Source organism: Mediterraneibacter faecis, from assembly GCF_055383675.1.
This window is the reverse complement of sequence record NZ_AP043803.1, coordinates 2644028-2667101: the sequence shown is the minus strand read 5'-3', so window position 1 is coordinate 2667101 and position 23074 is coordinate 2644028. Positions and strand designations below refer to the sequence as shown.

Genomic DNA, 23074 nt, shown 5'->3' with positions numbered 1-23074 from the left:
GAAAAAATATTCGAAAGGAAGTGGGCGAAATGAGTAAGGGACTCAAAGAGATTCATCTGACACAGATGACAAAGACAGCTGGTTGAGCGGCCAAAATCGGTCCTGAGACCCTTGCCCAGGTTCTGGGTAAGCTGCCTAAATTTTCCGATGAGCGTCTGCTTGTCGGTGTTGAGACATCAGATGATGCCGCAATTTATAAAATATCGGATGAGACTGCCATGATACAGACACTGGATTTCTTCACACCGGTTGTGGACGATCCGTATCTGTTCGGACAGATTGCAGCGGCGAACTCCTTAAGCGATGTATATGCAATGGGAGGAGAGCCGAAGGTTGCATTGAATATTGTATGTTTTCCAAATTGTCTGGATCCAGAGATCTTAGGGGAGATTTTGCGAGGCGGAGCAGACAAGGTGTTAGAAGCAGGAGCCGTTCTGGTCGGAGGTCATTCGGTGCAGGATGATGAACCGAAATACGGACTCTCGGTAACAGGCTTCGTTCACCCGGATAAGATTTATAAGAATTACGGGTGTCAGCCGGGAGATGTGCTGGTTCTGACCAAACAGCTTGGAAGTGGTATTGTGAATACAACAGTGAAAGCACAGATGGCTTCCGAAGCAGCCGCAGATGAAGCTGCGAAAGTAATGGCTTCATTGAATCAGAGAGCGAAAAGAGCAATTGAGAAACACACGATCCACGCATGTACAGATGTGACGGGATTTGGATTGCTGGGACATTGTACAGAGATGGCTGAGGCAAGTGACATGACTCTGGAATTATATCCGGAGCAGATTGAATATATGACAGAAGCGATTGCATATGCAAGGATGGGACTCGTTCCGGCAGGAGCATATAAGAACCGGGAGTTTGCAGCAGAAGGACTGGATGCAGGAGATATAGAAGAGGTCTATTTAGATCTGATCAGCGATCCGCAGACTTCAGGAGGACTTCTTGTCAGTGTCCCAAGAGAAGAATTAGATTGTCTGTTAGCAGACTTTGAGGCAGTGGGAATGGAGACGAAAGTTTCTGTTGTAGGCTGTGTTAAAGAGCGGCAGGAAAAACTCATCCAACTAAAAAAAGGAAAAATGGAAATGCTGTAAGAGATTTCTTGTTACTGTTCACAGTGCTTTGTGAGCAGTAACGGTTTCTTGCGGCATTTCGCTGTAGAAAGAGAAAATAAGGAGCAGCAGTAGTTGGAACAGTCAGATCAGAATAAGAAAAGAGAAAATTTGCAGAAAGAAAAGAATCAGATCTTTCGCCTGCTTCCGCGAGTAGATGACTTGATGAAGAAAGAAAATGTTCAGAGACTGGCAGAGAAAGAAGGATATGAGCGTGTTCTCGGAGCAGTCAGAGATTCTGTGGAGAATCTGAGAAATGAAATCTCACAAGGAATCAAAAAGGGAATCAGTGAGCATGAAGCGAAAGAAATGATTCAGAAATTTCTGTATGAGATAGAATCAAGTTCAAGGAAATCAGAAGTGAACCATCTTCTGGAACAAGAACAGAAAAAGGAGATCCAACCAGTTTATAACGGAACAGGAGTAATCCTTCATACCGGGCTTGGACGTGCAACGCTTAGTCATGAGATTGCGGAAAAACTGAAAGCAGTTGCAGAGAATTATTCCAGTCTGGAATATGATTTACAGACTGGAAAACGTGGAAACAGGACCGGATATGCAGAAGAATTGCTTTGTCAGATCACGGGAGCAGAAGCGGCAATTGTTGTGAATAACAATGCCGGAGCTGTACTTCTTGCCTTGAGTGCATTGACAAAAGGCGGAGAAGTGATCGTCTCCAGAGGAGAACTTGTTGAAATCGGCGGGAAATTCCGTATTCCGGAAGTTCTTGAATTAAGCGGTGCTATTTTGAAAGAAGTCGGGACAACCAATCGTACAAGGATAGAAGATTATAAAGCAGCAGTCAGTGAAAAGACGAAAGCATTTTTGAAAGTCCACACAAGTAATTACAGAATTGTCGGGTTTACAGAATCGGTAAGTGCAGAAGAATTGTATGAATTAAGTACTGGTCTGATAGAGTGCACGCAGGAATTGCCACCTGAAAACTTCGAGAATCATACGGAACGAAGCGGAATTCCAGTGATTGAAGATCTGGGCAGTGGTGTACTTATAAAACTGGACGAATATGGTTTATCCAAAGAACCAACCGTACAGGAAGAAGTAAAGGCCGGTGCAGATGTTGTTTGTTTTAGTGGGGATAAACTATTTGGTGGAGCACAGGCAGGAGTCCTTGTCGGAAAGAAAAAATATATTGATCAGATGCGTAATCATCCATTACTTCGGGCTCTTCGAGCAGATAAATTCACATTGACAGCGATAGAAGAAGTATTGAAATGTTATCTGGATCAGAAAGAAGCGGTTCAAAAGATTCCAACTTTGAGAATGCTGACAAGACCTGTGGAGGAAATAAAAGAGAAAGCAAGAGTCTGTGCTGATAGATGGAATCAAGAGGGAGCGTTGGTTCAGATTCAAGTGGAAAAATGTATTTCTAAGGCAGGCGGTGGAGCACTTCCCGAAACAGGGATTTCAAGTTATGGAGTAACATTGGAAGCAAACGAGATCACCGTTGAAGAATTAGAAAGCAGGATGAGAAATCTCTCAATTCCGGTGATCGGAAGAATAAAGGAAGGACGTTTCCTTCTGGATATGAGAACTTTCCCGGAAGAAGGAATCGAATATCTGGCGACACAGATCAGGCATGTTATGGAAAGAAAACATAACTAAGAAAGAAAAACAGCATTAAGAAAGGGACTGCATTAGATGGAAAGACATGTGATCATCGGAACTGCCGGACATATCGATCATGGTAAGACGACACTGATCAAGGCATTAACGGGAAGAGATACAGACCGTCTGAAAGAAGAGAAAGCACGTGGAATCACAATTGATCTAGGGTTTACATGGATGGATTTGACAGACGGAGAGCGTGTCGGAATCATTGATGTTCCCGGGCATGAGAAATTTATCTCTAATATGACTGCAGGTGTGGTAGGAATGGACCTTGTTCTTCTTGTAATTGCAGCAGATGAGGGGATTATGCCACAGACAAGAGAACATCTGGCAATTTTACGCCTTCTGGGTGTTGAGAATATCCTTGTTGTTTTGAATAAATGTGACCTTGTGGATGAGGAATGGCTGGAGATGGTAGAACAGCAGATCTGTGAAGAAATGCAACAGTTGCTTACAGTAGGTCAGAGAAATGATCAGGTAGAAGATAAGCTGGAATATAATGTGGACATTGTACGTGTTTCAGCAAAATCAGGAGCCGGAATAGAAGAATTAAGAAATCAAATCCTGAAATGTGTAAAAAAGCAGAAAGAAATGTGGAAAATCCCTGCATTTCCAAGACTTCCTGTGGACAGAGTATTTTCAATGAAAGGAAGCGGAACAGTTGTGACGGGAACACTTCTTGACGGGAAAATTCATTCGGGAGATCGGGTGATGATCTATCCACAACAAACTTCGTGCAGAGTTCGTGGAGTTCAGGTGCATGAGCAGGAGGCAGAAGCTTGTGAAGCAGGTCAGCGAAGCGCACTGAACCTGGTTCAGACGGACCGAAGACAGAGCAGTGATGGGAAGTTTGTGTATCGAGGAAATGTGATCGCACCGGAAGGAAGTATGAAAGTCAGCCGCTATGTGAATGCAAAACTGACACTTCTTCCACAAAGTAAAAGAAGTATTGAGCATCAGACTCGATTACATTTTTATAGCGGAACAACAGAAGTTCTGTGCAGAGCAGTTCCGTTGTCCTGTGAGAAAGTTGAGCCGGGGGAATCAGCCTATGTCCAATTAAGATTAGAAGAACCTGCTGCGTTTTGTCCGGGGGACAGGTTTATTGTCCGATTTTATTCACCACTCGAGACAATCGGTGGAGGAATTATCCTTGAAATGGGAGAAAAAAAAGAGCGAAAATATCATGATGGGGTTTTACAAAGACTGGAACTGTTGGAAAACAATCTTTGGAATCAAGAAAATAAGTGTTCAAAGGAAATCCCAGATCAAGAAAAGAGCCTGCAGGAACAGATTTCTTTAGAAAAGAGAATTATGGATGAATTGGAAAGCTGGTTGTCTGCTCATCCATATCGAAGAGGAATGCCAAAGACAGTTCTTTTCAATCAGATCAGCAAAGGGAAAAAGGAACAGAATCGGGAAATTCAGAAATGTCTTATACGATTGGAGGAACATGGAAATGTCGGTTGTATAAGGTTGCAACAGGAAAATTCTGGCATAGAGCTGATTTCTCCGGAGGGATATAAAGTAAAAGAGACGGAAGAAGTTTCTAAATTAAGAGAAATCTTTGCCAGTCAATCAGATGAGAATAAAGTTTTCTTTTTGAACAAAGTGGAATTGGAAACATTTTTTGAGTCAGCAAGAAAAACGAAAAAGAAAAGTGGAATACAAAGTCAGGATGAATTGATGGAAATTCTGAATTATATGCAGGAAGAAAACGAAATTACAGAGGTTTGTGAGAGTGTTTATACAACAACAGAGATTACGTTTAAAATTAGAACAGAAGTAAGCCGTATGTTATCTGTATCTAAAGTGATTACACTGAGTCAGGTGAAAGAAGTATTTCAGACAAGCAGAAAAAATGCCAGATTGATTTTTGAATATACAGATCGAATCGGATTTACAGCAAAAGAAGGTGCACGGACAGAACGCTTGGCAGGAAATAAATTGCAAAGAGAACAAATCAGAGGAAAGTAAGGGGAGAGTGAATGAACTTAAAACAACTGGAAGCGTTTGTGAAAGTAGCAGAAACAAAAAGTTTTTCGGAAGCGGCAAAGCAGTTATTCCTTACGCAGCCAACTATCAGTGCACATGTGTCTGCATTAGAAAAAGAACTGAATACCTGTTTCCTTATAAGAAATACAAGAGGAGTTGAGCTGTCAGAGAGTGGAAAAGAGCTTTATGCTTATGCGGTACAAATGCTTGAAATCGAAAAGACAATAAAAGGACGGTTTGGAAAAGAAATAAAACCGGAGGGAAATGTACTTCGTATTGGTGCTTCAACCGTACCGGCGCAATATATTCTTCCAAATGTAATGTCTACATTTCATGCAGAATATCCTGGCGAAAAATTGAAGCTTTTTGAGACAGACAGTAAAGGAGTTATCGATATGATTCTTTCCCATCATATTGATATTGGATTTACAGGAACCGTGATTGAGAAAGGAAACTGTAAATATCTTCCATTTTATGAAGACGAATTAGTTGTGCTTACTCCGGCAAATGAGAAATTTGTTGAAAAGCTTTGTGGTGGACAAATATTGGCGGATTGGATCATGGACGAGCCGGTGATCTTAAGAGAAGAAGGATCCGGAACAAAGAAAGAAGCAGAAAAAATGCTGGCAGAACAAGGGATTGATATGAAGAAACTGAAGCTTGCAGCATTGATGGAGAATCAGGAGACAATCAAAAGATCTGTAAGTAAAGGGATGGGAGTTACGATTTTGTCTAAACTTGCGGCAGAAGAGGAATTGAAAAATGGAACACTTCTGGCTTTTCCACTGGGCAGTCAAGGTGGAAAGAGAATGATCAACCTTGTCTATGATGCAGAATATCCGTTGCTTCCGGCAGCAGAGCGTTTTATAAAGATGATAAAGAGAATGTATTTGAAGAAAGAAAATACAGGGATAGGTGAATGCAAATAACACGCCCTATTTATAGAAAAAGCCTATAAATAGGGCAGATCCATTACGGATTCCTATTAGACGGAAACAGAAAAGAGAAGTATACTATAACTAGTGATTTGTATCTAAAAAGTAAACGATATAAACACATACAGAAAGGAAGAGAAGCCCTATGATCTACATGGATAATGCGGCAACTACATTGCAGAAACCGGAAGAAGTAAAAGAGGCGATTCTCTATGCTCTCGAGCATATGGGTAATGCAGGGAGAGGCGGAACAGAAGCTGCACTTGATGCTTCGAGAAGTATCTATGCAGTAAGGGAAAAGCTTGCAGATTTTTTCAATGCAGAAAGTCCGACAAGAATTGCATTTACTGCAAATTCTACAGAGAGTCTTAATATTGCATTAAAAGGTTTATTTCAACCGGGCGATCATGTGATCACAACAGTGCTGGAACATAATTCAGTATTGCGTCCGCTGTATTGGTGTCAGGAACAGGGAGTAGAGCTTACAATTCTAAACTGTGACGAAAAGGGAAATCTGTCATATGAAGAGATGGAGAATGCAGTGAGGGAAAATACAAAAGCAATTGTGTGTACCCATGCTTCAAATCTAACGGGAAATATGATCAATCTGAAACGGGTAGGACAGATTGCATCGAAGAAGCATATTTTGTTTGTTGTGGATGCTTCTCAGACAGCAGGTGTTTATCCAATTGATGTGCAGGAACTTGGGGTTGATGTATTGTGCTTCACAGGACATAAAGGTCTGCTTGGACCGCAGGGAACCGGAGGGCTTTATGTTAGGGAAGGTGTGGAAATTCGTCCGCTTCTGTGTGGAGGAAGTGGCGTGGATACTTATAACATGCATCATCCGTCCCAGATGCCGACGGCACTTGAGGCCGGAACTCTTAATGGGCATGGGATTGCAGGACTTGGCGCAGCAATTGATTATCTGAACCGTACAGGAATTGATGTGATCCGTGAGAAAGAACTTCATCTGATGCGCAGGTTTTATGATGGGATTTCTCAGATCCCGGATGTGAAAGTCTATGGAGATTTTACAGCAGAGGAAAGAGCTCCGATCGTGACTTTCAATCTGGGAGATTATGACTCTTCTGAAGTCAGTGATGAATTAAATGAAGTTTATGGGATTGCGACCAGACCGGGAGCACATTGTGCACCACTGATGCACAAAGCACTCGGTACAGTAGAACAGGGAGCTGTCCGATTCAGTTTTTCTCATTACAATACAGAAGAAGAGGTCGATTTTGCAATTCGTGCAATAAAAGAGTTGTAGAGAAAGAGAGGAAAAGGAAATGAATTTATTTGATTCAAAGAAGAAACTGGGAATCGCCGGTGTCGTAATGGGTCTGGTGGCAGCAACACTTGCTTATTTTGGTAACCCAGCGAACATGGCAATCTGTATTGCGTGTTTTGTACGTGATACAGCAGGAGCACTTGGACTTCATTCCGCAGAACCGGTACAGTATGCAAGACCGGAAATCATCGGAATCGTCCTCGGTGCATTTATTATTTCAATTGCGACAAAAGAATATCGTGCAACAGCAGGATCTTCCACAATCGTACGTTTTGTACTCGGAATGATTCTTGTGATCGGAGCACTTGTATTCCTTGGGTGTCCGCTTCGTATGGTGATACGTATGTCAGCCGGAGATCTGAATGCATGGGTAGCACTGATCGGATTTGCTCTTGGTGTTGCTACAGGCGTGTTTGCACTGAAGAAAGGTTTCAGCCTTGGGCGTGCACATGTGACAAATAAAGTGAGCGGAAGTGTACTTCCACTTCTTATGATCGGAGTACTTGTACTTGCACTTGGAACAAATCTTTTAAAGAGTAGTACAGCAGGTCCTGGAAGTATGCATGCACCAATCATTATTTCTCTGATCGGTGGACTTCTCTTTGGAGCATTTGCTCAGAAATCAAGAATGTGTTTCGCAGGAAGTATCCGTGATATCATTCTTATGAAGAACTTTGACCTGATCACAATCGTTGTAGGATTCTTCGCAGTTATGCTTGTATATAATGTTGCAACAGGACATTTTGTTCTTGCATTCAATACACCTGGAGTGATCGCTCACTCCCAGCACTTGTGGAGCATTCTTGGAATGTATGCAGTAGGATTTGCAGCAGTTCTTGCAGGAGGATGCCCGCTGCGTCAGCTTGTACTTGCAGGTCAGGGATCATCTGATGCAGGAGTAACAGTGATCGGTATGTTTGCAGGTGGAGCACTTGCACATAACCTTGGCCTGGCAGCAAGTGGAACAGCACTGAATGCTGAGACAGGTGAGATCGTAGCCGGAGCTGTTCCGCCAGCAGGTAAGATCGCAGCAATTATTTGTATTATTGTATGTTTTGTAATCGCATTTACAAACAAGAGAAGCGAAGCAAAATAAGGAGAAAATAGTTATGAGAGAAGTAGATGCAAGAGGATTATCTTGTCCAGAACCATTGATGCTGACAGCAGAAGCGATTAAAAGTGAAAATAGTCCGGTAAAGGTTCTTGTGACAGAACCACATCAGAAAACAAATGTGGAGAAATTTGCAAAGGATCACGGAAAGAAAACAACAGTAGAAGAAATCGAAGATGGATTTGCTGTTGTGATCGAGTAAAATGAAATAGTAAAAAGTCCTGCTCCCTTTACTGAATGTGAATTTGGTAAAGGGAGCATTTTAGTAATAAAAAATGTTTTCTATTTGTCTGGTTTCGGTTATAATAAGAGAGTTGAGAAAAAGGAAAGTGCGAGGATAACAGCATGTATATTTCAACAAAATATCTGCATGTATTTCTTGATATCGGAGATGCGCTGCTTTCAAGCGGGGCGGAGATATTTCGTGTAGAAGATACATTGAACCGTATGGGATATGCATGCGGTGCAACACAGATGAATGTGTTCGTGATCACATCGAGTATTGTTATTACAATGGAATTTCCAGAAGAAAATGTACGAACTCAGACAAGGAGAATCCGAAAGACCGGAGGAAATGATTTCGAGAAGCTGGAGAAACTGAACAATCTGAGCAGACAGTTTTGCCAGAATCCTATGTCTCCTGAAGAACTCAGGGAAGTCTTCGATCAGATTGACAAAGTTGTTCCGACACAGACAGGAAAACTCGCAGGGAGTATTCTGGCAGCTTTTAGCTTTGCGCTTTTCTATGGAGGAAATCTCTGGGATGCATTACTGGCCGGATTAGCAGGCATCTTAATCTGGGGAGCACAGAGACATATAAGAAAGTATTGCATGAATGAAGTGACGTTTCAATTTGTGGCATCATTTCTTACGGGATGTTTTATTTGTGTTATGGCGAGGCTTTTTCCGGCTCTGCACGTGGATAAGATTATGATTGGTGATATTATGTTATTGATCCCGGGATTGATGGCAACAAATGCGATCCGTGATATATTGATCGGAGATACGATATCTGGGGTTATGCGTTTTATAGAGGCAATGCTTCTTGCGGCAGTGCTTGCACTTGGATTTATCGGAGCAATATTTCTGATTGGGAGGATTGGTTGATGACGTATATTGTTCAATTATTTACAGGCGCAGCGGGTTCGGTTGCATTTGGCATATTGTTTCATATGAAGAAGAAACACCTTCCATTGGCGGCACTTGGTGGTTTTCTGGGCTGGCTGTTATTTATCATCTGCAGAGAATGCTGGGGTGGTGTGTTCTTCCCGACACTGGCAGCAGCTTTTGGAATCGACTTATATGCGGAGATACTTGCACGTAGTTGCAAGAGTACTTCGACATCATTTTTTGTGACATCAGTAATTCCGCTGATTCCAGGAAGCACACTTTATTATTGCATGAGAAGCGTTGTTGAGGGGGATTTACATCAGGCGTGGAATTATGGAAGAGATACATTTTTATATGCACTAGGGATTGCGGCAGGTATGAGTATTGCCTGGGCAATCTGTGATTTTTTGAGAAAGATAAAAGGAAAACAGGAGATCTCATAAATGAGAAAGAAAGAATTAAAACTTGTGGTGACATTTCACACAACTGCGGATGCGATGGCGATGGAAAAAGCGTGTAAGGCAGAGGAGGTACCGGGCAGACTGATTCCGGTGCCAAGAGTAATCTCGGCCGGTTGTGGACTTGCCTGGGCAGCACCGCTTGAGGCGGTAGAACAGATCAAGCATGTAATGCAGGAAAAGGGGATTGAGAGAGAAGAACTTCATGAGTGTATGGTCTAATCTTTGGATTCAAGGCAAAATGCGCATATTCTGTGTTGAACAGTGGAGCGATAGATATGGAAGTGAAAAGTAATCATGTTTTCGTTACTGTTCACTCCGTTCACAGTAACGTAGCCAAAATTCATTCCAAATTGCCTGCGGCAATGGAATTTTGGCGTGTATGTCTCGGGATTTTGGCATATTCATGCCAAAACACCTCGCGGGATAGTGGTGTGTGAACAGTAACATGTTTTCAAAAAAGAAACGAGAATATGAGAATGAACGTTGATTCTGAGGGCGGTTTGCGCTATACTCTATTCAGTAATAAAAGAAAAAAGGTTACTGTTCACACGGGAGTGTACAGTAACGAAAAAAGTGCTGCTCACAGATCAGTGGGAGCGGTAATGAAAAGACTGCTGATAGTTCGGCAGAGAAGGAGCATAATATGAGAATTACAGATGACATTTTATATGTAGGTGTAAATGATCACAACATTGATTTATTCGAGGGTCACTATATTGTGCCGAATGGCATGGCTTACAATTCCTATGTGATCAATGATGAGAAAATTGCGGTTATGGATACAGTGGATGCAGCTTTTGGCGATGAGTGGCTGAAGAATATTGCAGATGTATTGAATGGAGCAACACCTGATTACCTGATCGTTCAGCACATGGAGCCGGATCATTCAGCAAATATTCAGAAATTTCTGGAAGTATATCCGAATACAAAGGTGGTTGGAAATGCAAAGACATTTACAATGATCGGAAACTTCTTCCGTGACCTGAAACTTGCAGACGAGAACAAGCTGGAAGTGAAGAATAAAGATACACTGACACTTGGAAAACATGAGCTTACATTTGTATTTGCACCGATGGTACATTGGCCGGAGGTAATGGTAACATACGATAGCAAGGATAAGGTTCTTTTCTCTGCGGATGGATTCGGTAAGTTCGGAGCGCTTGATGTAGAGGAAGACTGGGATTGCGAAGCACGCCGTTACTATATCGGAATTGTTGGAAAATACGGAGCACAGGTTCAGAATCTTTTGAAGGTTGCAGCAACACTGGATATTCAGATAATCTGCCCGCTGCATGGACCGGTTCTTACAGAGAATCTGGAGCACTACATTGGACAGTATAATACATGGTCTTCTTATGGAACAGAATCTGAAGGTGTTATGATCGCGTACACATCTGTTTATGGAAATACAAAGAAGGCAGTTGAACTTCTTGCTGAGAAGCTGAAAGAAAAAGGATGCCCTAAGGTCGTAGTAACAGACCTTGCCCGTGAGGATATGGCAGAGGCTGTAGAAGATGCGTTCCGTTACGGTAAGATTGTTCTTGCTTCAACAACTTATAACGGAGATGTATTCCCGTTCATGAAGACATTTATCGAGCACTTGACAGAGCGTAACTATCAGAATAAGACAATTGGTCTGATTGAGAATGGATCCTGGGCTTCTATGGCTGGTAAAGTGATGACAGGAATGTTTGAGAAGAGCAAGAACATCACATGGCTTGAGACTTCAGTAAAGATTATGTCTTCTATGGATGAGCAGAATAAAGCGGATATCGAGAAGATGGCAGAGGAACTGATGTAAGCAATTGTGATTTACAGGAAAGAAAGATTCTGTTAGGATAGAATCAGATGGCGGAGCGGATGACCAGATATCAGCTGGCGTTTGCTCCGTTTCTTAATAAATACATCAATGATGAATTGTCTAAGCATTATGGAGGCAGAAGAGTAACTGGTGTGCTTCCTGGTCTTCAAAACCAGTGTGGGGCGTGGTACGTCCCGGGTGGGTTCGATTCCCACATGTCTCCGCCAAAAGAAAGGAAAAAGAATATGGGTATGAATCAGACGCCGGTGTCCGAACGAGTGCACATCGGCTTTTTTGGTAAGCGGAATGCAGGAAAATCAAGTGTGATGAATGCGGTAACAGGACAGAATTTTGCGGTGGTTTCTGATGTGAAAGGAACAACAACGGATCCGGTTTATAAGACAATGGAACTTCTTCCGTTGGGTCCTGTTGTGATGATGGATACGCCTGGAATTGATGATGAAGGTGAACTGGGTGAACTTCGTGTGAAGAAGAGCTATCAGGTGTTGAATAAGACAGACATTGCTGTTGTTGTGATTGATGGAACGTGTGGTGTCAGTGAAGAAGATCTCAAGATAACAGAGCGGATTCAGAAAAAGAACATACCTTATATAATAGTACTGAATAAATGTGAACGGTTTACACAAGAAGATGAGAGATTGCGGGTACAGGAAAATACCGCAAGTTATTTGAAAACAGAAAAAGAGAAGATTCTTCTTGTAAGTGCAGCGGATAAAAGCGGAATTTACGAGCTGAAGGAAGAACTTGGAGCGTTGAAAGGAAAGGAAGAGGAAGAACGAAAGATTGTTGGAGATCTTCTTGAACCATCCGATTTTGTAGTGCTTGTTGTGCCGATTGACAGTGCGGCACCAAAGGGACGCCTGATTTTGCCACAACAGCAGACGATTCGAGATATTCTCGATGCGGATGCATCTGCAATCGTTGTGAAAGAAACGGAACTTACAAAAACATTAGCTTCACTTGGAAAAAAGCCAAAGATGGTTATTACAGATAGCCAGGTTTTTGGAAAAGTTGCGAAAGATACACCAAAAGATATTTTACTGACATCCTTTTCTATTTTATTTGCAAGATATAAAGGGAATCTGGAAACGATGGTGCGTGGGGTAAAAGCACTTGATAGTTTAAGAGGCGGCGATAAAGTCCTGATCAGTGAGGGGTGCACGCATCATAGACAGTGTGATGATATTGGTACGGTGAAGATTCCACGCTGGCTGAAAGAGTATACAGGGAAGGAACTTATAATAGAGACTTCCTCAGGGACAGAATTCCCAGATGACCTTGGTTCATACAAAATGATCATTCATTGTGGAGGGTGTATGCTGAATGAACGCGAAATGAAATACAGGATCAGTTGCGCACAGGATCAGGGGATCCCGATTGCAAACTATGGAATGGTGATCGCATATATTCATGGAATATTGAAAAGGAGTCTGAGTCCATTTCCGGAGATAGAAAAACTCTTATAAAAGTAAAGAATGCATTACTGTTCACTCCCGTGTCAATCACTTCGCTGATTGACACGGAGGATGCGTGTTTTGACTTGAATGCATCTCGCCCTATCGCCAAAGGCGATTTAAAATGGCGAGATGCGTTGCTGGTCGCACATCGTGTGAACAGTAACAAGAATGCATTATAACGGAAATGACGCCGCTTTGCTGGATCTGCAACTCCAGCAGGCGGCGTCATTTCTATGGTATGTAATTGAGAGGATCCTTTAGTTACCAGACAGAAACATCTGCACACGAAACTGGGGAATTCCTACAAAGAGGCTGTGCGCTGACGGTACTGCTGCGGCAGGGATATTCTTGGGGAAAACATCCGGCGTTAGCGTACTGCATGATAACTGAAGTATCTGACCTGTAAAAACGAATAAAAAAAGACAGTTTCTCCTCGGTAAATAGGAAAACCGCCTTTGGTCTTACAAGTCAAGATAATAATATCATTCGAACAGAGTGATGTCAAGTATTTGAGAAGGAAAATTATGAGAATCTTAATTGGGATCTAGTTTAAACACATCATGTATTGAATAAAAAGGGAAAATAATGATATAAAACGAGTTTCTTCTATATATAATAGGGAATGAAACGGAAAATATAATAGGAAGTGAATCGATCAATAATCAAATATATATACATGAGAAAACACAAGAATAAAGAAGAAAAAGATTGTACTTGAAAAAAAACAAAAAAAGTACTTGCAATTTTGCACTCTCTCGGATATACTAAGAGAGCTGTGACATGATAGCAATGAAGCGCGAGGTTGCTGCCCGGCAAATGAATAAGCTGGTGCAGGTTTTCCGTGGAGCGAATGTCAAGTTAGGAAACTGGCGACAAGTCACTGTACGAATCAAAAACTGATTACTATTTGCCCCAATGGGATAACCAGGGTAGGAGTATGAAACAACGTGTGAGTTTCTCACGACACACACGGGAGAGTGTACAGTCACCGCTTGTCGTACTGATGTGAAAAGTACGAAAAGGAGGCGACTTTTTTTATGGCAAGTCAAGTAATGAGAATCACATTGAAGGCGTATGATCATCAGCTTGTTGATGCATCCGCAAAGAAAATCATCGAAACTGTAAAAAAGAACGGGTCACAGGTGAGTGGACCGGTACCACTTCCGACTAAGAAGGAAGTTGTAACAATTCTGAGAGCTGTACACAAGTACAAAGATTCCAGAGAGCAGTTCGAGCAGAGAACTCACAAAAGACTGATCGATATCATCACACCAACACAGAAAACTGTTGATGCACTTTCTAGATTAGAAATGCCAGCTGGTGTATTTATCGACATCAAGATGAAGTCCAAATAATAAGGACATCTTAATTTTAAACAGTATTCCTAAAATTTAGGATGAGCGCGAAAGCGTTCCGCTGTAAATCACAGGAGGTAATTATAATGAAGAAAGCTATCTTAGCTACAAAAGTTGGAATGACTCAGATCTTCAATGAAGAAGACGGAGTTCTGATTCCGGTAACAGTTCTGCAGGCTGGTCCTTGTGTAGTAACACAGGTTAAAACAGTTGAGAATGACGGTTACAGCGCAGTACAGGTTGGATATGTTGACAAGAAAGAAAAGATTGTCACAAAAGACAACAGTGGAAAGAAGTCCATCGCTCACAGAAACGGTGTGACAAAAGCTGAAAAAGGTCATTTTGACAAAGCAGGCGTATCCGGAAAGAGATATGTAAAAGAATTCAGATTTGAGAACGCTGAAGAGTATACACTTGCTCAGGAAATTAAAGCTGATATCTTTGCAGCAGGAGACAAGATTGATGCAACTGCTGTTTCAAAAGGTAAAGGTTTCCAGGGCGCAATCAAGCGTCACAACCAGAGCAGAGGACCTATGACTCACGGTTCCAAGTTCCATCGTCATGCTGGTTCTAACGGTTCAGCATCTGATCCAAGTAAGGTATTCAAAGGTAAGAAGATGCCAGGACAGATGGGTAACAAGAAGATCACTGTTCAGAATCTTGAGGTAGTAAGAGTTGATGCAGAGAACAATCTCATCCTCGTTAAAGGTTCTGTACCGGGACCAAAGAAATGCCTGGTAACAATCAAAGAGACAGTGAAGGCAAACTAGTCTGACAGCTAAGAAAGGAGGAACATACAGATGGCAAAAGTATCTGTTTACAATATCGAAGGTAAAGAAGTTGATACAATCGAACTGAACGATGCTGTATTCGGTGTTGAAGTTAATGAGCACCTCGTACACATGGCAGTTGTAAATCAGCTTGCAAACAATCGTCAGGGAACACAGAAAGCCAAGACACGTTCTGAAGTTTCCGGTGGCGGAAGAAAACCATGGAGACAGAAAGGAACAGGTCACGCAAGACAGGGATCAACAAGATCACCACAGTGGACAGGCGGTGGAGTTGTATTCGCTCCAGTTCCGAGAGACTATTCCTTCAAAATGAATAAGAAAGAGAAGAGAGCAGCTCTTAAGTCTGCGCTTACTTCCAGAGTAGAAGAGAACAAATTCATCGTTGTTGATGAACTTAATTTCGACGAAATCAAAACAAAGAAATTCCAGGCAGTACTGAACAACCTGAACGTTAACAAAGCGCTGGTAGTTCTTGAAGATGGAAACAAGAATGTTGAGATTTCCGCAAAGAATATCCCGGATGTTAAAACAGCACATACAAACACAATTAACGTATATGACATCCTGAAATACAACACAGTAATCGCTACGAAAGCTGTTGTTGCAGCAATCGAGGAGGTGTACGCATAATGGCAAACATTCAGTATTATGATGTAATCCTTAAACCAGTTGTAACTGAGAAGAGCATGGAGCTTATGGCTGACAAGAAATATACATTCCTTGTACACACAGAGGCTACAAAATCTCAGATCAAAGAAGCTGTTGAAAAAATGTTCAACGGTACAAAAGTAAAAAGCGTCAACACAATGAACCTTGATGGTAAGAACAAAAGACGTGGAATGACTTTCGGAAAGACAGCTAAGACAAAGAAAGCTGTAGTAGCACTGACAGAAGACAGCGCTGATATTGAAATCTTTGAAGGTCTGTAAAAAATAAGACATTATACGGTGCAAACCCGTGAAACAAATAATCAGAGCAAACGAAAGGAGAGACAGTAATGGGAATCAAAACATATAACCCATATACACCTTCCAGAAGACAGATGACAGGTTCTGATTTCTCAGAGATTACAAAGACAACTCCAGAGAAATCCCTCCTCGAATCCAAGAAGAGAAAAGCTGGCCGTAACGCACAGGGTAAAATCACAGTAAGACATCGTGGCGGCGGAGCTAAGAAGAAATATAGAATTATCGACTTTAAGAGAAAGAAAGACGGAATTCCGGCAACAGTTGTTGGAATCGAGTATGATCCAAATAGAAGTGCTAACATCGCACTGATCTGCTACGCAGATGGTGAGAAAGCATACATCCTTGCTCCAGAAGGACTTACAGACGGCATGACAGTTATGAACGGTGCTGACGCTGAGGTTAGAGTAGGAAACTGCCTTCCACTTTCAGAGATTCCGGTTGGTACACAGATCCACAACATCGAGCTGTACCCGGGAAAAGGTGGACAGCTGGTTCGTTCCGCTGGTAACAGCGCACAGCTGATGGCGAAAGAAGGAAAGTACGCTACACTGAGACTTCCTTCAGGAGAAATGAGAATGGTTCCGATCATCTGCCGCGCATCTATCGGTGTTGTAGGAAACGGTGATCACAATCTGATCAATGTTGGTAAAGCAGGACGTAAGCGTCACATGGGAATCAGACCTACAGTTCGTGGTTCCGTAATGAACCCTAACGACCATCCACATGGAGGTGGAGAAGGTAAGACAAGTATCGGACGTCCAGGACCGTGTACTCCATGGGGTAAACCGGCACTTGGTCTTAAGACTCGTAAGAAGAACAAATCTTCTAACAAGCTGATTGTAAGAAGAAGAGATGGTAAAGCGATTAAATAATCAGATTCACAAGGAGGTTAGAACCTATGGCTCGCTCACTTAAAAAAGGACCATTTGCAGACGAAAGCTTACTTAAAAAAGTAGACGCTATGAACGCTGCAGGTGATAAAACAGTTATAAAGACATGGTCACGCCGTTCTACAATCTTCCCATCATTTGTAGGTCATACATTTGCCGTACATGATGGAAGAAGACATGTGCCTGTATATGTTACAGAGGATATGGTAGGCCACAAGCTCGGTGAGTTCGTTGCAACAAGAACTTACAGAGGACACGGAAAAGACGAGAAGAAGTCAAAAGTTAGATAATTTTCATATATTTTGAAAGGAGGGTTCATCCATGGCAAAAGGACATAGATCCCAAATCAAAAGAGAAAGAAACGAGCAGAGAGATACAAGACCTTCAGCTAAGATTTCTTACGCAAGAGTATCTGTTCAGAAGGCATGTTTCGTTCTTGATGCCATCAGAGGCAAGGATGTACAGACAGCACTTGGTATTTTAGCATACAATCCAAGATATGCTTCAAGCGTTATAGAGAAGTTACTGAAATCAGCAATCGCAAATGCTGAGAATAACAACGGTATGAGCGTTGAGAACCTCTACATCGAGGAATGCTACGCAAACAAAGGACCGACAATGAAGAGAATCAAACCTAGAGCACAGGGTAGAGCTTACAGAATCGAGAAGAGAATGAGCCACATCACAATCGTGCTCAATGAGAGATAGGAGGACAATATGGGACAGAAAGTTAATCCTCATGGCCTGAGAGTTGGCGTTATCAAAGACTGGGATTCCAAATGGTACGCAGAAAAAGATTTCGCTGACAATCTGGTTGAAGACCACGAGATCAGAAAGTTTTTAAAGAAGAGATTATACAGCGCTGGAATCTCTAAGATTGAAATCGAAAGAGCATCCGATCGCGTTAAGATCATCGTTTATACAGCTAAGCCTGGTGTCGTAATCGGCAAGGGTGGTTCCGAGATCGAAAAGGTGAAAGCAGAGCTTGCACAGTTCACAGATAAGAAGCTCATCGTTGACATCAAAGAAGTTAAGAGACCGGACAAAGATGCACAGCTCGTAGCTGAGAACATTGCTCAGCAGCTTGAGAACCGTATCTCCTTCAGACGTGCTATGAAATCTTGCATGTCCAGAACTATGAAGGCTGGAGCACTCGGAGTTAAGACTTCCGTATCCGGACGTCTTGGTGGTGCTGATATGGCTCGTACAGAGTTCTACAGCGAGGGAACAATTCCGCTGCAGACACTTCGTGCTGACATCGATTATGGATTCGCAGAAGCTGATACAACTTACGGAAAAGTCGGTGTAAAGGTTTGGATTTACAAAGGCGAAGTTCTTCCGACTAAAGCAGATAAGGAAGGGAGAGATAGATAATGTTAATGCCAAAAAGAGTAAAACGTCGTAAACAGTTCCGTGGTACTATGAAAGGTAAGGCTCTTAGAGGTAATAAGATTTCTTACGGTGAATATGGTATCGTAGCTATGGAACCATGCTGGATTCGTTCTAACCAGATCGAGGCAGCCCGTGTTGCTATGACACGTTACATCAAGCGTGGTGGTAAGGTTTGGATCAAAATCTTCCCAGACAAGCCGATCACAGCAAAACCGGCTGAGACTCGTATGGGTAGTGGAAAAGGTACTGTTGAGTATTGGGCAGCAGTAGTTAAACCAGGCCGTGTTATGTTTGAGATTGCAGGAGTACCAGAGGAAACAGCTAGAGAGGCACTTCGACTTGCAATGCATAAATTACCTTGCAAATGCAAAATCGTTTCTCGCGCAGACTTAGAAGGCGGTGATAACAGTGAAAATTAATACATTTGTAAACGAGTTAAAAGGAAAATCCGTAGAGGAATTAAATGAAGAATTAGTAGCTGCTAAGAAGGAACTCTTTAATCTGAGATTCCAGAACGCAACAAATCAGTTGGATAATACAAGCAGAATCAAAGAAGTAAGAAAGAATATCGCTCGTATCCAGACTCTGATTACAGAGGCTAAAAGAGCATAGTGAAAGGAGCAGCAACCGTGGAAGAGAGAAATTTAAGAAAAACCCGTACGGGTAAGGTTGTCAGCGACAAGATGGACAAAACGATTGTTGTTGCTGTTGAAGACCATGTAAAACATCCACTTTACAACAAAATCGTAAAGAGAACTTATAAGCTCAAAGCTCATGACGAGAACAACGAGTGTAAAGTTGGAGATACAGTAAAAGTTATGGAAACAAGACCGCTGTCCAAGGACAAGAGATGGAGACTTGTGGAAATCATGGAGAAAGCGAAATAATTATTTGAAGGAGGTTTACCTGCATGATACAGCAAGAAAGCAGACTTAAAGTAGCAGACAACACAGGTGCGAAAGAGTTACTGTGTATCCGTGTTCTTGGCGGTTCTACAAGAAGATACGCCAACATCGGAGATGTGATCGTTGCAACTGTTAAAGATGCAACACCAGGCGGCGTTGTTAAAAAAGGTGATGTCGTTAAAGCTGTTGTTGTCCGTTCTGTAAAAGGCGCTCGTCGTAAAGACGGTTCCTATATCAGATTCGATGAAAATGCTGCTGTTATTATAAAAGACGATTTGAACCCACGTGGAACACGTATTTTTGGACCAGTAGCAAGAGAGCTTAGAGAGAAACACTTTATGAAGATCGTTTCTCTGGCTCCGGAAGTACTGTAAGGAGGTGCCTGAGAATGTCAACTATGAAAATTAAAAAAGGTGATATGGTTAAGGTTATCGCCGGAAAAGATAAAGATAAAGAAGGCAAAGTTATTGCCGTAGATAAAAAAGACGGAAGAGTCCTGGTTGAAGGCGTCAATATGCTGACAAAGCACACAAAGCCAAGCATGGCAAACCAGAACGGTGGAATCGTACATCAGGAAGGTTACATTGATGCATCAAACGTTATGTTACTTCATAACGGAAAAGCAACAAGAGTAGGCTTCAAGATGGATGGAGACAAAAAAGTTCGTTTTGCTAAGGCAACAGGCGAAGTTATTGATTAATTCAAGGAAGGAGGTCCAGGACTTTGAGTAGACTGAAAGAGCAGTATCAGAATGAGATCGTTGATGCAATGATCAAAAAATTTGGATATAAAAACATCATGGAAGTGCCGAAACTTGACAAGGTTGTAATTAACATGGGTGTCGGTGAGGCAAAAGACAATGCTAAACTTCTGGAGTCAGCTATTGCAGACATGGAGAAGATCGCAGGACAGAAAGCGGTTGTAACAAGAGCAAAGAATTCTGTAGCTAACTTCAAAATCAGAGAGGGTATGCCGATCGGATGTAAAGTTACTTTAAGAGGAGAGAAAATGTACGAGTTCGTTGATCGTCTGATCAACCTCTCACTTCCTCGTGTACGTGACTTCAGAGGAGTAAACCCGAACGCATTTGACGGAAGAGGTAACTATGCACTTGGAATCAAGGAGCAGCTTATCTTCCCAGAAATCGAGTACGATAAGATTGACAAAGTCAGAGGTATGGATGTAATTTTTGTTACAACAGCCAAGACTGATGAAGAAGCACGTGAATTATTGACACAGTTCAATATGCCATTCGCAAAGTAAAAAGGAGAGAAATTCATGGCTAAAACATCAATGAAAATCAAACAGCAGCGTGCACCAAAGTTCTCCACAAGAGAATACAGCCGTTGCAGAATTTGTGGTCGTCCGCATGCATATTTAAGAAAATACGGTATCTGCCGTATCTGCTTCCGCGAACTGGCTTATAAAGGACAGATCCCGGGTGTTAAAAAAGCAAGCTGGTAAGACGAAAGCAACTATATACTGTGAAATAACATAGGAGGAATCACACACATGACTATGAGCGATCCAATTGCAGATATGCTTACAAGAATCCGTAATGCAAACACTGCAAAACATGATACAGTAGATGTACCGGCATCAAAGATGAAACTTGCTATCGCAAACATTCTTGTTGATGAAGGATATATCGCAAAATATGACCTTGTAGAAGATGGAGCTTTCAAGACAATTCACATCACACTGAAATACGGTGCTGACAAGAACGAGAAAGTTATTTCCGGACTGAAGAGAATCTCCAAACCGGGACTTCGTGTTTACGCTAATACAGAGGATATCCCGAAGGTACTTGGCGGACTCGGAACAGCAATCATCTCTACAAACAAAGGTGTAGTAACAGACAAAGAAGCTAGAAAACTCGGCGTAGGCGGAGAGGTTCTTTGCTTCGTTTGGTAGGCATTGAGAACTTGGCGAGGTATTTTCGAGCCTAGTACGAAAGCCCATCCCGAAACTTGGCGAGGTATTTTCGAGCCTAGTTGAGTGGATGATTCATTGCAAAAGGTACGTTCTTTGAGCTTAGCGAGGCTACTTGCTTAGTGAAAAGAACTTCCTTATAAATGTAACTGAAAACAGAGAAGCCAACGCAGCTTCTCCGAGAATCTAAGTTAAGGAGGATAATGGTATGTCACGTATAGGAAGACTGCCTGTAGCAATTCCTGCAGGAGTAACTGTAGAAGTTGCTGAGAACAATGTAGTGACTGTAAAAGGTCCTAAGGGAACTCTTACAAAAGAGCTTCCAGTAGAAATGGAAATCAAAGTTGAAGGCGAAGAAGTAATCGTTACAAGACCGAGCGACTTAAAGAAAATGAAATCTCTTCATGGTCTGACAAGAACACTGATCAACAACATGGTTGTAGGTGTAACAGACGGATACGAGAAAGTTCTTGAAGTAAACGGTGTAGGTTACAGAGCTGCTAAATCAGGAAATAAACTGACACTGAACCTTGGTTATTCCCATCCAGTTGAGATGATCGATCCAGAAGGAATCGAGACTGTACTTGAGGGACAGAACAAGATCACTGTTAAAGGTATCGATAAAGAAAAAGTTGGACAGTTTGCGGCTGAGATCAGAGATAAGAGAAGACCGGAGCCATATAAGGGCAAGGGAATCAAATATGCTGATGAAGTAATCAGACGTAAAGTCGGTAAGACTGGTAAGAAATAAATAAGGAGAGTGTGAAAATGGTTAGTAAGAAATCTAGAAGCGAAGTTCGTAGAAAAAAACACATGAAATTACGCAACCGTTTCAGCGGAACAGCGCAGAGACCGCGTTTAGCTGTATTCAGAAGTAATAATCATATGTATGCACAGATCATCGACGATACTGTTGGAAATACTCTTGTTTCCGCTTCCACTCTTCAGAAAGAAGTGAAAGCAGAGCTCGAGAAGACTAACGACGTTGAAGCAGCAGCATACCTTGGAAAAGTAATTGCCGAGAGAGCAAAAGCTAAAGGTATTGATGAAGTTGTATTTGATAGAGGCGGATTCATTTACCAGGGTAAAATCAAGGCATTAGCAGACGCAGCAAGAGAAGCTGGTCTGAATTTCTAAGGAAGGGAGAACACAGATGAGACAGGAACGTATTGATGCTAGTCAGATGGAATTAGTAGAAAAAGTGGTATCAATCAAGCGTGTAACCAAAGTTGTTAAAGGTGGTCGTAACTTCCGTTTCACAGCTTTAGTAGTTGTTGGTGATGGAAATGGCCATGTTGGTGCAGGTTTAGGAAAAGCTACTGAAATTCCGGAAGCTATTCGTAAAGGTAAAGAGGACGCTATGAAGAAAATGATCAGCGTATCTCTTGATGAAAACTCAAGTGTAACACACGATGTGATTGGTAAATTCGGAAGCGCTTCCGTACTTCTTAAGAAGGCTCCGGAAGGTACTGGTGTTATCGCCGGAGGACCGGCGCGTGCCGTAATTGAGGCGGCTGGAGTTAAGAACATCCGTACAAAATCTTTAGGATCCAACAACAAACAGAATGTTGTACTTGCTACAATCGAAGGACTTAAAGCAGTTAAGACTCCGGAAGATGTTGCAAGACTTCGTGGCAAATCAATTGAGGAGATCTTAGGCTAATCAACCGAGAAGCCCGATCAAGCGCATAGGAGGTAAGATTGAAATGGCAAATTTAAAAGTTACATTAGTAAAGTCTACAATCGGCGCCGTACCAAAGCATAGAAAAACAGTTGAGGCTCTTGGACTTAAGAAACTCAACAAAACAGTTGTATTGCCAGATAATGCAGCTACCAGAGGTATGGTACAGCAGGTTAGACATTTAGTTAAAGTTGAAGAAGAGGCTTAATTAAGATAAGGAGGTAATGT

31 protein-coding genes, 1 tRNA gene and 1 pseudogene are annotated in these 23074 nt (G+C 42.0%); all 33 read left to right on the top strand.

The annotated features are described in order from the left end of the window. Positions 1-29: 29 nt before the first annotated feature. Positions 30-1100, top strand: coding sequence for a selenide, water dikinase SelD (selD, locus tag ACZ47Z_RS12785; RefSeq protein WP_081019605.1), 1071 nt, complete (start codon positions 30-32; stop codon positions 1098-1100). Between the two features lie 93 nt (positions 1101-1193). Further along, on the top strand, positions 1194-2741 hold the full coding sequence (gene selA / locus ACZ47Z_RS12780; RefSeq protein ID WP_054751526.1) for an L-seryl-tRNA(Sec) selenium transferase: 1548 nt from the start codon (positions 1194-1196) through the stop codon (positions 2739-2741). A gap of 36 nt (positions 2742-2777) precedes the next feature. Then, positions 2778-4724, top strand: a complete 1947-nt coding sequence (gene selB / locus ACZ47Z_RS12775) for a selenocysteine-specific translation elongation factor (protein WP_464525610.1) — start codon at positions 2778-2780, stop codon at positions 4722-4724. A gap of 11 nt (positions 4725-4735) precedes the next feature. Then, positions 4736-5671: a selenium metabolism-associated LysR family transcriptional regulator gene (locus ACZ47Z_RS12770; RefSeq protein ID WP_054751530.1), complete on the top strand. Its 936-nt coding sequence runs from the start codon at positions 4736-4738 to the stop codon at positions 5669-5671. Between the two features lie 151 nt (positions 5672-5822). Continuing rightward, positions 5823-6950 (top strand): aminotransferase class V-fold PLP-dependent enzyme, encoded by a 1128-nt coding sequence (locus ACZ47Z_RS12765; protein ID WP_117824820.1) that lies wholly within the window; start codon positions 5823-5825, stop codon positions 6948-6950. 19 nt (positions 6951-6969) lie between these two features. Then, entirely contained in the window at positions 6970-8067 is a 1098-nt protein-coding gene (gene yedE, locus ACZ47Z_RS12760; RefSeq protein WP_015528310.1) for a YedE family putative selenium transporter, read from the top strand. Positions 8068-8080: 13 nt separating this feature from the next. Further along, positions 8081-8284 carry a sulfurtransferase TusA family protein gene (locus tag ACZ47Z_RS12755; RefSeq protein WP_054751534.1) on the top strand — a complete coding sequence of 68 codons (204 nt, stop codon included), beginning with the start codon at positions 8081-8083 and terminating at the stop codon, positions 8282-8284. Between the two features lie 143 nt (positions 8285-8427). Next, the gene (locus ACZ47Z_RS12750; protein WP_227188938.1) at positions 8428-9189 is read left to right on the top strand and encodes a threonine/serine exporter family protein; all 762 of its coding nucleotides are present in this window, start codon (positions 8428-8430) and stop codon (positions 9187-9189) included. Next, the gene (locus ACZ47Z_RS12745; RefSeq protein WP_226870890.1) at positions 9189-9635 is read left to right on the top strand and encodes a threonine/serine exporter family protein; all 447 of its coding nucleotides are present in this window, start codon (positions 9189-9191) and stop codon (positions 9633-9635) included. Before ACZ47Z_RS12750 ends, ACZ47Z_RS12745 begins: the two co-directional genes overlap by 1 nt. Then, complete coding sequence (locus ACZ47Z_RS12740; RefSeq protein WP_015528306.1) at positions 9636-9872, top strand: putative Se/S carrier protein; 237 nt, start codon at positions 9636-9638, stop codon at positions 9870-9872. It abuts the gene before it with no gap. A 424-nt stretch (positions 9873-10296) separates the two neighbouring features. Beyond that, positions 10297-11448: pseudogene (locus ACZ47Z_RS12735) on the top strand (FprA family A-type flavoprotein); the annotation flags it as partial. Positions 11449-11585: 137 nt separating this feature from the next. Further along, a tRNA-Sec gene (locus tag ACZ47Z_RS12730) sits at positions 11586-11681 on the top strand. A gap of 18 nt (positions 11682-11699) precedes the next feature. Continuing rightward, positions 11700-12941: a [FeFe] hydrogenase H-cluster maturation GTPase HydF gene (hydF, locus tag ACZ47Z_RS12725; RefSeq protein WP_464525609.1), complete on the top strand. Its 1242-nt coding sequence runs from the start codon at positions 11700-11702 to the stop codon at positions 12939-12941. A gap of 1028 nt (positions 12942-13969) precedes the next feature. Continuing rightward, positions 13970-14287 carry a 30S ribosomal protein S10 gene (gene rpsJ / locus ACZ47Z_RS12720; RefSeq protein WP_005612986.1) on the top strand — a complete coding sequence of 106 codons (318 nt, stop codon included), beginning with the start codon at positions 13970-13972 and terminating at the stop codon, positions 14285-14287. 86 nt (positions 14288-14373) lie between these two features. Further along, on the top strand, positions 14374-15057 hold the full coding sequence (gene rplC, locus ACZ47Z_RS12715) for a 50S ribosomal protein L3 (RefSeq protein ID WP_015528301.1): 684 nt from the start codon (positions 14374-14376) through the stop codon (positions 15055-15057). Between the two features lie 30 nt (positions 15058-15087). After that, on the top strand, positions 15088-15708 hold the full coding sequence (rplD, locus tag ACZ47Z_RS12710; RefSeq protein WP_015528300.1) for a 50S ribosomal protein L4: 621 nt from the start codon (positions 15088-15090) through the stop codon (positions 15706-15708). After that, positions 15708-16007 (top strand): 50S ribosomal protein L23, encoded by a 300-nt coding sequence (rplW, locus tag ACZ47Z_RS12705; protein WP_005612991.1) that lies wholly within the window; start codon positions 15708-15710, stop codon positions 16005-16007. Before rplD ends, rplW begins: the two co-directional genes overlap by 1 nt. A 68-nt stretch (positions 16008-16075) precedes the next feature. After that, positions 16076-16918: a 50S ribosomal protein L2 gene (gene rplB / locus ACZ47Z_RS12700; protein ID WP_117824826.1), complete on the top strand. Its 843-nt coding sequence runs from the start codon at positions 16076-16078 to the stop codon at positions 16916-16918. 26 nt (positions 16919-16944) lie between these two features. Further along, a complete protein-coding gene (rpsS, locus tag ACZ47Z_RS12695; protein WP_015528298.1) occupies positions 16945-17226 on the top strand; it encodes a 30S ribosomal protein S19 in 282 nt (93 codons plus the stop codon). A 31-nt stretch (positions 17227-17257) separates the two neighbouring features. After that, positions 17258-17644 (top strand): 50S ribosomal protein L22, encoded by a 387-nt coding sequence (rplV, locus tag ACZ47Z_RS12690; RefSeq protein ID WP_015528297.1) that lies wholly within the window; start codon positions 17258-17260, stop codon positions 17642-17644. A 9-nt stretch (positions 17645-17653) separates the two neighbouring features. After that, positions 17654-18310 (top strand): 30S ribosomal protein S3, encoded by a 657-nt coding sequence (rpsC, locus tag ACZ47Z_RS12685; protein ID WP_015528296.1) that lies wholly within the window; start codon positions 17654-17656, stop codon positions 18308-18310. Then, the gene (gene rplP / locus ACZ47Z_RS12680; RefSeq protein WP_005612996.1) at positions 18310-18747 is read left to right on the top strand and encodes a 50S ribosomal protein L16; all 438 of its coding nucleotides are present in this window, start codon (positions 18310-18312) and stop codon (positions 18745-18747) included. Before rpsC ends, rplP begins: the two co-directional genes overlap by 1 nt. Continuing rightward, complete coding sequence (rpmC, locus tag ACZ47Z_RS12675; protein ID WP_054751544.1) at positions 18737-18940, top strand: 50S ribosomal protein L29; 204 nt, start codon at positions 18737-18739, stop codon at positions 18938-18940. Before rplP ends, rpmC begins: the two co-directional genes overlap by 11 nt. Before the next feature lie 17 nt (positions 18941-18957). Further along, positions 18958-19215: a 30S ribosomal protein S17 gene (gene rpsQ, locus ACZ47Z_RS12670; protein WP_054751807.1), complete on the top strand. Its 258-nt coding sequence runs from the start codon at positions 18958-18960 to the stop codon at positions 19213-19215. A 23-nt stretch (positions 19216-19238) separates the two neighbouring features. Continuing rightward, on the top strand, positions 19239-19607 hold the full coding sequence (gene rplN / locus ACZ47Z_RS12665) for a 50S ribosomal protein L14 (RefSeq protein ID WP_015528295.1): 369 nt from the start codon (positions 19239-19241) through the stop codon (positions 19605-19607). Between the two features lie 14 nt (positions 19608-19621). Then, complete coding sequence (rplX, locus tag ACZ47Z_RS12660) at positions 19622-19933, top strand: 50S ribosomal protein L24 (RefSeq protein WP_015528294.1); 312 nt, start codon at positions 19622-19624, stop codon at positions 19931-19933. A gap of 23 nt (positions 19934-19956) precedes the next feature. Next, positions 19957-20496 (top strand): 50S ribosomal protein L5, encoded by a 540-nt coding sequence (rplE, locus tag ACZ47Z_RS12655; RefSeq protein WP_020435987.1) that lies wholly within the window; start codon positions 19957-19959, stop codon positions 20494-20496. Between the two features lie 15 nt (positions 20497-20511). After that, entirely contained in the window at positions 20512-20697 is a 186-nt protein-coding gene (locus ACZ47Z_RS12650; protein ID WP_005613006.1) for a type Z 30S ribosomal protein S14, read from the top strand. A gap of 48 nt (positions 20698-20745) precedes the next feature. Then, positions 20746-21147, top strand: coding sequence for a 30S ribosomal protein S8 (rpsH, locus tag ACZ47Z_RS12645; protein ID WP_015528293.1), 402 nt, complete (start codon positions 20746-20748; stop codon positions 21145-21147). A gap of 226 nt (positions 21148-21373) precedes the next feature. Then, a complete protein-coding gene (gene rplF / locus ACZ47Z_RS12640; protein WP_054751546.1) occupies positions 21374-21916 on the top strand; it encodes a 50S ribosomal protein L6 in 543 nt (180 codons plus the stop codon). A 17-nt stretch (positions 21917-21933) separates the two neighbouring features. After that, complete coding sequence (gene rplR / locus ACZ47Z_RS12635) at positions 21934-22302, top strand: 50S ribosomal protein L18 (protein WP_015528291.1); 369 nt, start codon at positions 21934-21936, stop codon at positions 22300-22302. 16 nt (positions 22303-22318) lie between these two features. Further along, positions 22319-22828, top strand: a complete 510-nt coding sequence (rpsE, locus tag ACZ47Z_RS12630) for a 30S ribosomal protein S5 (RefSeq protein WP_015528290.1) — start codon at positions 22319-22321, stop codon at positions 22826-22828. Positions 22829-22871: 43 nt separating this feature from the next. Next, on the top strand, positions 22872-23054 hold the full coding sequence (gene rpmD, locus ACZ47Z_RS12625; protein WP_015528289.1) for a 50S ribosomal protein L30: 183 nt from the start codon (positions 22872-22874) through the stop codon (positions 23052-23054). Positions 23055-23074: the final 20 nt, after the last annotated feature.

Coding starts and splice junctions, on each gene's coding strand:
- selB (WP_464525610.1), top strand. CDS start 2,778: ATGGAAAGACATGTGATCATCGGAACTGCCGGACATATCGATCATGGT.
- ACZ47Z_RS12770 (WP_054751530.1), top strand. CDS start 4,736: ATGAACTTAAAACAACTGGAAGCGTTTGTGAAAGTAGCAGAAACAAAA.
- ACZ47Z_RS12765 (WP_117824820.1), top strand. CDS start 5,823: ATGATCTACATGGATAATGCGGCAACTACATTGCAGAAACCGGAAGAA.
- yedE (WP_015528310.1), top strand. CDS start 6,970: ATGAATTTATTTGATTCAAAGAAGAAACTGGGAATCGCCGGTGTCGTA.
- ACZ47Z_RS12755 (WP_054751534.1), top strand. CDS start 8,081: ATGAGAGAAGTAGATGCAAGAGGATTATCTTGTCCAGAACCATTGATG.
- ACZ47Z_RS12750 (WP_227188938.1), top strand. CDS start 8,428: ATGTATATTTCAACAAAATATCTGCATGTATTTCTTGATATCGGAGAT.
- ACZ47Z_RS12745 (WP_226870890.1), top strand. CDS start 9,189: ATGACGTATATTGTTCAATTATTTACAGGCGCAGCGGGTTCGGTTGCA.
- ACZ47Z_RS12740 (WP_015528306.1), top strand. CDS start 9,636: ATGAGAAAGAAAGAATTAAAACTTGTGGTGACATTTCACACAACTGCG.
- hydF (WP_464525609.1), top strand. CDS start 11,700: ATGGGTATGAATCAGACGCCGGTGTCCGAACGAGTGCACATCGGCTTT.
- rpsJ (WP_005612986.1), top strand. CDS start 13,970: ATGGCAAGTCAAGTAATGAGAATCACATTGAAGGCGTATGATCATCAG.
- rplC (WP_015528301.1), top strand. CDS start 14,374: ATGAAGAAAGCTATCTTAGCTACAAAAGTTGGAATGACTCAGATCTTC.
- rplD (WP_015528300.1), top strand. CDS start 15,088: ATGGCAAAAGTATCTGTTTACAATATCGAAGGTAAAGAAGTTGATACA.
- rplW (WP_005612991.1), top strand. CDS start 15,708: ATGGCAAACATTCAGTATTATGATGTAATCCTTAAACCAGTTGTAACT.
- rplB (WP_117824826.1), top strand. CDS start 16,076: ATGGGAATCAAAACATATAACCCATATACACCTTCCAGAAGACAGATG.
- rpsS (WP_015528298.1), top strand. CDS start 16,945: ATGGCTCGCTCACTTAAAAAAGGACCATTTGCAGACGAAAGCTTACTT.
- rplV (WP_015528297.1), top strand. CDS start 17,258: ATGGCAAAAGGACATAGATCCCAAATCAAAAGAGAAAGAAACGAGCAG.
- rpsC (WP_015528296.1), top strand. CDS start 17,654: ATGGGACAGAAAGTTAATCCTCATGGCCTGAGAGTTGGCGTTATCAAA.
- rplP (WP_005612996.1), top strand. CDS start 18,310: ATGTTAATGCCAAAAAGAGTAAAACGTCGTAAACAGTTCCGTGGTACT.
- rplN (WP_015528295.1), top strand. CDS start 19,239: ATGATACAGCAAGAAAGCAGACTTAAAGTAGCAGACAACACAGGTGCG.
- rplX (WP_015528294.1), top strand. CDS start 19,622: ATGTCAACTATGAAAATTAAAAAAGGTGATATGGTTAAGGTTATCGCC.
- ACZ47Z_RS12650 (WP_005613006.1), top strand. CDS start 20,512: ATGGCTAAAACATCAATGAAAATCAAACAGCAGCGTGCACCAAAGTTC.
- rpsH (WP_015528293.1), top strand. CDS start 20,746: ATGACTATGAGCGATCCAATTGCAGATATGCTTACAAGAATCCGTAAT.
- rplF (WP_054751546.1), top strand. CDS start 21,374: ATGTCACGTATAGGAAGACTGCCTGTAGCAATTCCTGCAGGAGTAACT.
- rplR (WP_015528291.1), top strand. CDS start 21,934: ATGGTTAGTAAGAAATCTAGAAGCGAAGTTCGTAGAAAAAAACACATG.
- rpsE (WP_015528290.1), top strand. CDS start 22,319: ATGAGACAGGAACGTATTGATGCTAGTCAGATGGAATTAGTAGAAAAA.
- rpmD (WP_015528289.1), top strand. CDS start 22,872: ATGGCAAATTTAAAAGTTACATTAGTAAAGTCTACAATCGGCGCCGTA.